This is a genomic window from Rhizobium sp. RHZ01 (assembly GCF_014851595.1).
In the GTDB taxonomy this organism is placed as follows: domain Bacteria; phylum Pseudomonadota; class Alphaproteobacteria; order Rhizobiales; family Rhizobiaceae; genus Rhizobium; species Rhizobium altiplani.
Window position 1 is genome coordinate 1 of the sequence record NZ_JACUZZ010000143.1, and the last position, 267, is coordinate 267.

The window sequence follows — 267 nt, forward strand, 5'->3', positions numbered from 1 at the left end:
CATTGGAATCGTCGATCGACTGGTTCTGGCAGACCATGCAGCGCAGTTCGGCGGAGATCGCCCGGGCGCGCGCCTCGAGCGCCGGATCGGCAAGAACCTCGTCCGGATTGACGGCAAAGGCCGGCGCGGCCGACAGAACTATCGCTATCACCAGGAGCAGACGCCTCATCATTCGGCCGGCTCCATGGCAGGACGCAGCGGCTTTGCCCTGCGGTTCGGCGCCCCGACACGCAGGCGCCGGTCGCTCAGCGACACGAAGCCGCCGAT

At 67.4% G+C, this 267-nt stretch carries 1 protein-coding gene; it reads right to left on the reverse strand.

Annotation, left to right across the window (positions count from 1 at the left end):
* On the reverse strand, positions 1-172 hold a 172-nt coding region (locus tag IB248_RS31200), incomplete at its 3' end, for a cytochrome c-type biogenesis protein (protein WP_192242265.1).
* Positions 173-267 lie beyond the last annotated feature (95 nt).